The 9,461-nt window shown below is 60.5% G+C and carries 11 protein-coding genes and 1 pseudogene; all 12 read left to right on the top strand.

All coding sequences use genetic code 11. The annotated features are described in order from the left end of the window. Positions 1 to 37: 37 nt before the first annotated feature. The 12 genes and pseudogenes from rpmF to ACIO0C_RS28915 all read left to right on the top strand — a co-directional run bounded on the left by rpmF (position 38) and on the right by ACIO0C_RS28915 (position 9,455). Positions 38 to 178: a 50S ribosomal protein L32 gene (gene rpmF / locus ACIO0C_RS28970; RefSeq protein WP_122784277.1), complete on the top strand. Its 141-nt coding sequence runs from the start codon at positions 38 to 40 to the stop codon at positions 176 to 178. Positions 179 to 182: 4 nt separating this feature from the next. Continuing rightward, positions 183 to 1,193, top strand: a complete 1,011-nt coding sequence (gene plsX / locus ACIO0C_RS28965; protein ID WP_401317587.1) for a phosphate acyltransferase PlsX — start codon at positions 183 to 185, stop codon at positions 1,191 to 1,193. A gap of 126 nt (positions 1,194 to 1,319) precedes the next feature. Then, entirely contained in the window at positions 1,320 to 2,258 is a 939-nt protein-coding gene (fabD, locus tag ACIO0C_RS28960; RefSeq protein ID WP_033043587.1) for an ACP S-malonyltransferase, read from the top strand. A gap of 16 nt (positions 2,259 to 2,274) precedes the next feature. Further along, positions 2,275 to 3,018 carry a 3-oxoacyl-ACP reductase FabG gene (gene fabG, locus ACIO0C_RS28955; protein WP_401317585.1) on the top strand — a complete coding sequence of 248 codons (744 nt, stop codon included), beginning with the start codon at positions 2,275 to 2,277 and terminating at the stop codon, positions 3,016 to 3,018. Positions 3,019 to 3,209: 191 nt separating this feature from the next. Next, positions 3,210 to 3,446, top strand: coding sequence for an acyl carrier protein (acpP, locus tag ACIO0C_RS28950; RefSeq protein WP_007987170.1), 237 nt, complete (start codon positions 3,210 to 3,212; stop codon positions 3,444 to 3,446). Positions 3,447 to 3,555: 109 nt separating this feature from the next. Next, a complete protein-coding gene (gene fabF, locus ACIO0C_RS28945) occupies positions 3,556 to 4,800 on the top strand; it encodes a beta-ketoacyl-ACP synthase II (protein WP_007997045.1) in 1,245 nt (414 codons plus the stop codon). Continuing rightward, the gene (gene pabC, locus ACIO0C_RS28940) at positions 4,800 to 5,615 is read left to right on the top strand and encodes an aminodeoxychorismate lyase (RefSeq protein ID WP_401317581.1); all 816 of its coding nucleotides are present in this window, start codon (positions 4,800 to 4,802) and stop codon (positions 5,613 to 5,615) included. The genes fabF and pabC overlap by 1 nt, the downstream gene beginning before the upstream one ends. 3 nt (positions 5,616 to 5,618) lie before the next feature. After that, entirely contained in the window at positions 5,619 to 6,905 is a 1,287-nt protein-coding gene (gene mltG / locus ACIO0C_RS28935; protein ID WP_401317578.1) for an endolytic transglycosylase MltG, read from the top strand. A gap of 19 nt (positions 6,906 to 6,924) precedes the next feature. Next, positions 6,925 to 7,557, top strand: coding sequence for a dTMP kinase (gene tmk / locus ACIO0C_RS28930; protein ID WP_401317575.1), 633 nt, complete (start codon positions 6,925 to 6,927; stop codon positions 7,555 to 7,557). After that, a complete protein-coding gene (locus tag ACIO0C_RS28925; protein ID WP_401317574.1) occupies positions 7,550 to 8,536 on the top strand; it encodes a DNA polymerase III subunit delta' in 987 nt (328 codons plus the stop codon). Before tmk ends, ACIO0C_RS28925 begins: the two co-directional genes overlap by 8 nt. 39 nt (positions 8,537 to 8,575) lie before the next feature. Continuing rightward, positions 8,576 to 8,656, top strand: a pseudogene (locus tag ACIO0C_RS28920) (pilus assembly protein PilZ); the annotation flags it as partial. A gap of 13 nt (positions 8,657 to 8,669) precedes the next feature. Next, positions 8,670 to 9,455: a TatD family hydrolase gene (locus tag ACIO0C_RS28915; protein ID WP_401317572.1), complete on the top strand. Its 786-nt coding sequence runs from the start codon at positions 8,670 to 8,672 to the stop codon at positions 9,453 to 9,455. Positions 9,456 to 9,461: the final 6 nt, after the last annotated feature.

Below are 9,461 nucleotides of genomic sequence, written 5' to 3'. Positions count from 1 at the left end.
GGAACATCCTCGACCATCTATCAGAGCCTCCTGCCCGATGCGCCGTTCGCACGACGCTCTCGAGGCTAGCACCCTGTCTGTAGAAAAAACCACTGGTGAAGTTCACCTGCGTCACCACGTATCGCCAGAAGGCGTATACCGTGGCCGTAAAGTGATCGACAAGGGCGCTGACGAGTAATCACTTGTCTGCTCAAGTCATCGCGATTGACGCAATGGGCGGGGACTTCGGTCCCCGCAGCATTGTCAAGGCCAGCCTTGCTTGCCTGTCTGCTACGCCCTCGCTGCACCTGACCCTTGTCGGTCAACCCTCCCTCCTTGAAGAATTGATCGCTGGCCATTCGGCTGTGGATCGCGCGCGCCTGTCGATTGCTCCGGCGTCCGAAGTCATCGCCATGGACGAAAAGCCCGCCCAGGCCCTGCGCGGCAAACCCGACTCGTCGATGCGCGTGGCGCTTGAATTGCTGCGCGATGGCAAGGTCCAGGCCTGTGTCAGTGCCGGTAACACCGGGGCGCTGATGGCGTTGTCGCGGTTTGTGCTCAAGACCTTGCCGGGCATTGATCGGCCGGCCATGGTGGCGGCGATCCCGACGCAGAAAGGTTACTGCCAGTTACTCGACCTGGGCGCCAATGTCGATTGCAGTGCCGAGCATCTGTTGCAGTTTGCAGTGATGGGCTCGGTCGCTGCAGAAACCCTGGGTATCGTGCGTCCGCGCGTGGCGTTGCTGAACATCGGCACCGAGGACATCAAGGGCAACCAGCAGGTCAAGCTGGCAGCAACCTTGCTGCAAGCTGCCCGTGGCATCAACTACATCGGTTTTGTCGAAGGCGACGGGTTGTACCGTGGCGAAGCGGACGTCGTGGTGTGCGATGGTTTTGTCGGCAACATCCTGCTCAAGTCCAGCGAGGGTCTGGCCACCATGATTGCCGGGCGCATCGAGGCGTTGTTCAAGAAAAACCTGCCGTCACGCATGGTTGGAGCCTTGGCCTTGCCCCTGATGAAGCGCCTGCAAGCCGACCTGGCACCTGCACGACATAACGGTGCGAGCTTCCTCGGTTTGCAGGGGATTGTCGTAAAGAGTCACGGTTCTGCAGGGGTTCAGGGCTTTCAAAGTGCCATTTCCCGTGCTCTGATCGAGATTCAGGAAAACCTGCCGGAACGCATCCACGGTCGTCTGGAGGATTTGTTGCTTTAGGCGTTTTCGTCGGACAATGCTTAAATGTGACCGCTTGGTTCAAATGGCCATCCAACTCTCAGTTTCTTGCGTCCCCCTGAGCGGGACGTCAATTCTCCGACGACAAGATCATTAGGGGCTTGTTACATGTCTGCTTCCCTCGCATTCGTCTTTCCGGGACAGGGTTCGCAGTCCCTCGGCATGCTGGCCGAGTTGGGCGCGCAACACCCGGTCGTCCTCGACACGTTCAAAGAAGCTTCCGATGCTCTGGGTTACGACCTCTGGGCGCTGACCCAGCAAGGGCCGGAAGAACAACTCAACCAGACCGATAAAACCCAGCCGGCGATTCTGACCGCTTCGATCGCCCTGTGGCGTCTGTGGCTGGCTGAAGGCGGCGCGCGCCCGGCTTATGTGGCCGGTCACAGCCTGGGCGAATACAGTGCTCTGGTAGCTGCTGGCAGCTTGAGCCTGGCGGACGCGGTAAAGCTCGTCGAGCGCCGTGGCCAGCTGATGCAGGAAGCCGTGCCGGCCGGGCAGGGCGGAATGGCTGCCATCCTCGGTCTGGAAGACGCCGACGTACTGGCTGCCTGTGCCGAAGCGGCACAAGGCGAAGTCGTCAGCGCGGTCAACTTCAACTCCCCGGGTCAAGTAGTCATTGCCGGTGCCAAGGCGGCGGTCGAGCGTGCCATCGAAGGCTGCAAGGCACGTGGCGCCAAGCGCGCCATGCCGTTGCCGGTCAGCGTGCCGTCGCACTGCGAGCTGATGCGCCCGGCGGCCGAGCGTTTTGCCGAATCGATCGCCGCGATCGATTGGCAGGCCCCGCAGATCCCGGTGGTACAGAACGTCAGCGCCCAGGTGCCGGCGGATCTGGAAACCCTCAAGCGTGATCTGCTCGAGCAACTGTACAAGCCAGTACGCTGGGTAGAATCCGTGCAGACCCTGGCCGCCAAAGGTGCGACCAATCTGGTGGAATGCGGCCCTGGCAAAGTACTGGCCGGTCTGAACAAGCGTTGCGCCGAAGGCGTATCGACTTCCAATCTCAATACCCCAGACGCTTTCGCTGCCGCCCGTGCAGCGCTGGCCTGAATCAGGAGAAGCTTGCATGAGTCTGCAAGGTAAAGTTGCACTGGTCACCGGTGCGAGCCGCGGTATCGGCCAGGCCATCGCCCTGGAACTGGGTCGTCAGGGCGCCATCGTTGTGGGCACCGCGACCACAGCTTCTGGTGCCGAGCGCATTGCCGCCACCCTGAAGGAAAACGGCATCCAGGGCACCGGCCTTGAGCTTAATGTCACCAGCGACGAATCCGTTACTGAGGTGCTCAAGAGCATTCAGGCGCAGTTCGGTGCGCCGGCAATCCTGGTCAACAATGCCGGTATCACCCGCGATAACCTGATGATGCGCATGAAAGACGACGAGTGGCATGACGTGGTCGATACCAACCTGACCAGTCTGTTCCGCCTGTCCAAGGGTGTTTTGCGTGGTATGACCAAGGCCCGTTGGGGACGAATTATCAGTATTGGCTCGGTTGTGGGTGCCATGGGCAACGCAGGCCAAGTAAACTACGCTGCCGCCAAGGCCGGCCTGGAAGGTTTCAGCCGCTCACTGGCGCGTGAAGTCGGTTCGCGTTCGATTACGGTAAACTCGGTGACCCCAGGGTTCATCGACACCGATATGACCCGCGAACTGCCCGAGGCACAGCGTGAAGCCTTGCAGACGCAGATTCCGCTGGGTCGTCTGGGGCAAGCTCAAGAGATCGCGTCTGTGGTCGCTTTTCTTGCGTCGGACGGTGCGGCTTACGTTACTGGGGCTACAATCCCGGTGAACGGCGGGATGTACATGAGTTAAATGTGACGGATCGTTTCAAAAAAATGTCATACGAGCTGTCTAAAATCCGTTATAAAGCTGCAATCTATTTATAGGCAGAGGGTCATCGGGTTTGAGGAGTGAAGCTTTCAGTTGAAAAGCTGAAAAGTCTTTCTATACACTTACCCACTGGCCAGCTGCCTGAATTTGTCCATTAGGAGTGAAAACAAGGTATGAGCACCATCGAAGAGCGCGTCAAGAAAATCGTTGCCGAGCAACTGGGCGTTAAAGAAGAAGAAGTGGTCAACACTGCTTCCTTCGTTGAAGACCTGGGTGCTGACTCCCTTGACACCGTTGAGCTGGTGATGGCTCTGGAAGAGGAATTCGAGACCGAAATCCCTGACGAAGAAGCTGAGAAGATCACTACTGTACAAGCTGCAATCGACTACGTTACTGCCCACCAGGCGTAATAGTTTGTAATCGTTGCTCGCTGTCATGGAAAAACCGCACTGCCATCACGGCGTGCGGTTTTTTCTTTAGGCCTGATGCAAAGTCGTCATTTGAAAAAAGGAGAGTGCTGTGTCGCGTAGACGCGTCGTAGTCACCGGTATGGGTATGTTGTCGCCACTGGGCACGGATGTGCCGAGCAGCTGGCAGGGCATTCTGGCTGGCCGCAGTGGCATTGGTCTGATCGAACACACCGACCTTTCTGCCTATTCCACCCGTTTTGGCGGCTCGGTAAAGGGCTTCAATGTCGAGGAATACCTGTCGGTCAAGGAAGCTCGCAAGCTCGACCTGTTCATTCAGTATGGTCTGGCCGCAGGTTTTCAGGCAGTGCGCAATGCCGGTCTGGAAGTGACCGATGCCAACCGTGAGCGCATTGGCGTGGCCATGGGTTCGGGTATCGGTGGACTGACCAACATTGAAGAAACCAGTCGCACCTTGCATGAGACCGGTCCGCGACGGATTTCTCCGTTCTTCGTGCCTGGCTCGATCATCAATATGATTTCCGGTTTCCTGTCCATCCACCTGGGGGCACAGGGGCCTAACTATGCCATCGCCACGGCATGTACCACCGGTACGCACTGCATCGGCATGGCTGCTCGCAACATCATGTACGACGAAGCCGACGTGATGATCGCTGGCGGCGCCGAAATGGCCGCCTGCGGCCTGGGCATGGGCGGTTTCGGTGCTTCCCGCGCCCTGTCGACCCGTAACGACGAGCCAACTCGCGCCAGCCGTCCATGGGACAAGGGCCGTGATGGCTTCGTACTGTCCAATGGCGCCGGTGCGCTGGTACTGGAAGAGCTGGAACACGCCAAGGCCCGCGGCGCGACCATCTATGCCGAACTGATCGGTTTCGGCACCAGTGGCGATGCCTACCACATGACTTCGCCGCCAGCCGATGGCGCGGGGGCTGCACGCTGCATCACCAATGCACTGCGAGACGCCAAAATCAATGGCGATCAAGTGCAGTACATCAATGCCCACGGCACCTCGACGCCGGCTGGCGACCTCGCTGAAGTCAATGCGATCAAGTCGGTGTTTGGCGAGCACGCCTATAAGCTGGCCGTGAGTTCGACCAAGTCGATGACCGGGCACTTGCTCGGCGCGGCGGGCGCGGTCGAAGCCATCTTCAGCGTGCTGGCGATCAACAGCCAGGTGGCGCCACCGACCATCAACCTCGATGAGCCGGACGAAGGCTGCGACCTCGACTTCGTGCCGCACACCGCGCGCAACATGGATATCGATGTGGTCGTGTCCAACTCCTTCGGTTTTGGTGGCACCAACGGCTCGCTAGTGTTCCGCCGGTTCGCAGGCTGATGGACAGCTGGGTCGACGGTCAGCCGGCTGACGCATTGTCGCTGAAGGATCGCGGCCTGGCCTACGGCGACGGTCTGTTCGAGACCATTGCCGTGCATGATGGCTTTCCGGTCCTGCTGGATCGTCATCTGGTGCGCCTGGCCAGGGGCTGCCGACGGTTGGCAATCAATCTTGATCAGGCTGTCGTGGTCGCGGAATTGTTGACCTATGCCGAGCAACTGAACGAAGGCGTGATCAAGCTGATCGTTACCCGCGGCGACAGCCAGCGTGGTTACGCTTTCGATCCTTCGGCCCAGGCCCGTCGTATCCTGTCGGGTAATCCTCCTGCGGTTTACCCGGACGCCCATGCAGAGCAGGGCATTCGCCTGTTCCCGTGCACCACTCGACTTTCCTTCCAGCCCCTGCTCGCAGGTCTCAAGCACCTGAACCGTCTTGAGCAAGTGATGGCGCGCGCCGAATGGCAGGACACCGAACATGCCGAAGGCTTGATGCTCGATCAGGCCGGTCGCGTGATCGAGGGCGTGTTCAGCAATCTGTTCCTGGTACATGACGGCGTGTTGATCACCGCGGATTTGACCTACTGCGGCGTAGAAGGTGTGATGCGTGCCGAGTTGTTGTCCCAGGCCGAATCTTTGGGCATCCCTCTGCAAATTATCGATATCACGCTCGAGCAGCTGCAAGGCGCTGACGAAGTCTTTGTCTGCAACAGCGTGTATGGCGTTTGGCCGGTGCGTGCCTATGCCGCACTGAGCTGGCCGGTTGGGCCACTCACCCGTAAACTCCAAACCATTGCCCGCGCGCTACTGGATGCTTGATACGTGAGACGTAAATTCTTGCTGCTGCTGGAAACCGGACTGGTTCTGGCGGGGCTGATGTTAGGTGCTTCTGCCTGGAAAATTCATTCGGCACTGGTGCAACCGCTGAATATCACGCAGGAAGAACTGCTGGAGGTACCCAAGGGCACCACCCCGAACCGCACCTTCCTGCGGATGGAAGCCGACGGCGTCATCAAGGACGCGTTCTGGCTGCGCGTCTATTGGCGCTTCAACTTGCCCAAGCAGCCATTGCACAGCGGTGAGTACCGCATGACGCCCGGCATGACCGTCGAAGGTCTGATCGACCTGTGGAAGCGCGGGGAAATGGTGCAATACAGCCTGACCCTGGTCGAAGGCTGGAACTTCCATCAGGTCCGTGCGGCCCTGGCCAAGGAAGAAAAGCTCGAGCAAACCCTGAGCGGCCTGAGCGACAGCCAGGTCATGGACAAGCTCGGCCATAGCGGGATTTTCCCCGAGGGGCGATTCTTTCCCGATACATACCGCTTTGTGCGTGGCATGACCGACACCGAGTTGCTGAAAACCGCTTACGAGCGCCTCGACGAAGTGCTGGCCAAGGAGTGGAGCCAGCGTGCGGCCGACCTGCCTTACTCCGGCCCCTACCAAGCCCTGATCATGGCCTCGCTGGTGGAGAAGGAAACCGGCGTGCCAGAGGAGCGCGGGCAGATTGCAGGCGTGTTCGTGCGTCGAATGGCGATCGGCATGCTGTTGCAAACGGATCCGACAGTGATCTATGGCCTGGGTGACCGGTACAACGGCAAGCTGACCCGCGCCCATCTCAAGGAAGCGACCCCTTACAACACCTATATGATTTCCGGTCTGCCGCCGACCCCGATCGCCATGGTCGGCCGTGAAGCCATCCACGCAGCGCTCAATCCGGTTGAAGGCACCAGCCTCTACTTCGTGGCTCGCGGCGATGGCAGCCATGTGTTCTCCGATGATCTGGACGCGCACAACAATGCCGTGCGAGAGTTCCAGCTCAAGCGTCGCGCCGATTACCGCTCCAGCCCGGCGCCGGTGAGCACGCCCGAGACGTCGGATACCCAGGCGCCGCCGACCGAGGCACCGCCAACCGAGATGCCGCAATCTGAAGTTGCGCCAACCGAAACGACGCAACCGCAGCCTCCCGAGGCCCAGGCCCCTGTCCCGGCGGCTTCGCCCGACACCGCGCCCGAGGCTGCACCTGCAGAACCAGCGCAAGAGCCCGTGCCTGAACCTGCTGCCGCACCGGAACCGCAACCGAACACAACGACGCCGCAAAGCCCGCAATGAATCTGACTAAGGACTGCCTGTGACTGGCTTGTTTATTACGCTGGAAGGCCCGGAAGGCGCCGGCAAGAGCACCAATCGCGAATACCTGGCCGAGCGCCTGCGCGCTGCCGGTATCGAGGTGGTGCTGACCCGCGAACCGGGCGGCACGCCGCTGGCCGAACGCATCCGCGAAGTGCTGTTGGCGCCGGTCGATGAAGCCATGAACCCGGACACCGAGTTGTTGCTGGTTTTCGCTGCGCGTGCCCAGCACCTGGCCGAAGTCATACGCCCGGCGCTGGCCCGTGGTGCCGTGGTGTTGTGTGATCGCTTCACCGATTCGACCTACGCCTACCAGGGCGGTGGCCGCGGCTTGTCACTGGAGCGTATTGCTACGCTGGAAGCCTTTGTCCAGGGCGACCTGCGCCCCGACCTGACGCTGATTTTCGACTTGCCGGTGGAAGTGGGGCTGGCGCGCGCCAGTGCCCGTGGACGCCTGGATCGCTTTGAACTGGAAGGCCGGACCTTTTTCGATGCCGTGCGCAACGCTTTTCTCCAGCGCGCGGCAGCGCAGCCTGCGCGCTACGTGCTGATCGATGCCGCGCAGCCGTTGGCGCAGGTTCAGCAATCCCTGGATGCCTTGCTGCCACGCCTGCTGGAGTTGAGCCGTGGCTGAAGCCTATCCATGGCAGGACAGTCTCTGGCAGCAACTGGCCGGTCGTGCTCAACACGCCCATGCCTATTTGCTGCATGGCCCGGCCGGGATCGGCAAGCGGGCCCTGGCCGAGCGCCTGATGGCCAGCCTGCTGTGCCAGCGTCCGACCGCCCAGGGCGCTTGTGGTGAATGCAAGTCGTGCCTGTTGCTCAAGGCCGGCAGTCATCCCGATAACTACATCCTGGAGCCGGAAGAAGCCGATAAGGCAATCAAGGTCGACCAGGTGCGCGACCTGGTCAGTTTCGTGGTGCAGACCGCGCAACTGGGTGGGCGCAAAGTGGTGCTGATCGAGCCGGTCGAGTCGATGAACATCAACGCCGCCAACGCCTTGCTCAAAAGCCTCGAAGAGCCGTCTGGCGACACCGTGTTGCTGTTGGTGAGTCACCAGCCCAGCCGCCTGTTGCCGACCATCAAGAGTCGCTGTGTGCAGCAAGCCTGTCCGCTGCCGGGCGAGGCCATGAGCCTGGACTGGCTGGCCAGGGCCTTGCCGGACTGTTCGCAGCAAGAGCGTGTCGAATTGCTGACCTTGGCCGCCGGTTCGCCGCTGGCAGCCGTCAGCCTGCACGCCCAGGGCGTGCGTGAGCAGCGCGCGCAAGTGGTCGATGGGGTGAAGAAGTTGCTCAAGCAGCAACAATCGCCGACACAACTGGCCGAGGGCTGGAATGCGATTCCGTTGTTGCTGCTGTTCGACTGGTTCTGTGATTGGTCGAGCCTGATCCTGCGCTATCAGCTGACCCAGGATGAGGAAGGGCTGGGGCTGATGGACATGCGCAAGGTGATTCAGTACCTGGCGCAGAAAACCGCCCAGGACAAAGTCCTGAATATCCAGGACTGGATTCTCGCCCAGCGCCAGAAGGTGTTGAGCAAAGCCAACCTGAACCGGGTGTTGTTGCTTGAGGCGCTGCTGGTGCAATGGGCGACGTTGCCTACCCAGAGGTGACCGTCAGCGCCTAGACTTTGAGCATCAGCCGTCTTTGTTGGCGATAGTACTGCGCGTAGTCGAATCGAAATCCATCTGGCCGGAGCCCTGAAATCCGACCTTCCCACTCATACGATGTAGTTGCAGCCCTTTTATGCTCGTAGATTCCCATTGTCACCTTGATCGCCTCGACCTCGCCGCCCATGACGGCTCGCTGGATGCCGCCCTCGATGCGGCCCGTGAGCGTGGAGTAGGGCACTTCCTGTGCATCGGCGTCAGCGCTGACAACGCGGCCGATGTCAAAGCCCTGGCCGAACGCTATGACGATGTCGATTGTTCGGTCGGCGTGCATCCGCTGGATGTGCAGCCGGGTGCGGCGCCCGCACTGGACTGGCTGTTGCACGAACTCAATCATCCACGCGTGGTGGCGATCGGTGAAACCGGTCTGGATTATCACTACGAGCCGCAAGCGGCGCAGTTGCAGCAGCAATCTTTCCGATTGCACCTGCAAGCAGCCCAACAGACCGGCAAGCCGGTGATCATCCACACCCGGGGCGCACGCGCCGATACTTTGAACCTGCTGCGTGAGGCGGCGCTGCCCCAGGCAGGCGTGCTGCACTGCTTCACCGAAGACTGGGACATGGCGAAAGCCGCGCTGGACATGGGTTACTACATTTCCCTGTCGGGGATTGTCACATTCCGCAATGCCGATGCCCTGCGCGACGTGGCGAGCAAGGTGCCGGCCGACCGTTTGCTGGTTGAAACCGACTCACCGTACCTGGCACCGATCCCGCACCGTGGCAAGCCGAACCTGCCGCAGTACGTGCGCGAAGTAGCGGAATTTCTGGCAATGTTGCGCGGTGAATCTTACGAGCGATTTGCTGAGCAGACCACGGCGAATTTCAAGCGTTTGTTCCCGCTGGCGCATGTGAAAGGTTAAATCGCA

Source organism: Pseudomonas sp. NPDC087336 (assembly GCF_044744285.1).
Lineage (GTDB): Bacteria > Pseudomonadota > Gammaproteobacteria > Pseudomonadales > Pseudomonadaceae > Aquipseudomonas.
The sequence above is the reverse complement of the archived record's forward strand: the minus strand, read 5'-3'. Positions and strand labels throughout refer to the sequence as shown.

Coding starts and splice junctions, on each gene's coding strand:
- pabC (WP_401317581.1), top strand. CDS start 4,800: ATGGACAGCTGGGTCGACGGTCAGCCGGCTGACGCATTGTCGCTGAAG.
- fabD (WP_033043587.1), top strand. CDS start 1,320: ATGTCTGCTTCCCTCGCATTCGTCTTTCCGGGACAGGGTTCGCAGTCC.
- fabG (WP_401317585.1), top strand. CDS start 2,275: ATGAGTCTGCAAGGTAAAGTTGCACTGGTCACCGGTGCGAGCCGCGGT.
- acpP (WP_007987170.1), top strand. CDS start 3,210: ATGAGCACCATCGAAGAGCGCGTCAAGAAAATCGTTGCCGAGCAACTG.
- rpmF (WP_122784277.1), top strand. CDS start 38: ATGCGCCGTTCGCACGACGCTCTCGAGGCTAGCACCCTGTCTGTAGAA.
- ACIO0C_RS28915 (WP_401317572.1), top strand. CDS start 8,670: ATGCTCGTAGATTCCCATTGTCACCTTGATCGCCTCGACCTCGCCGCC.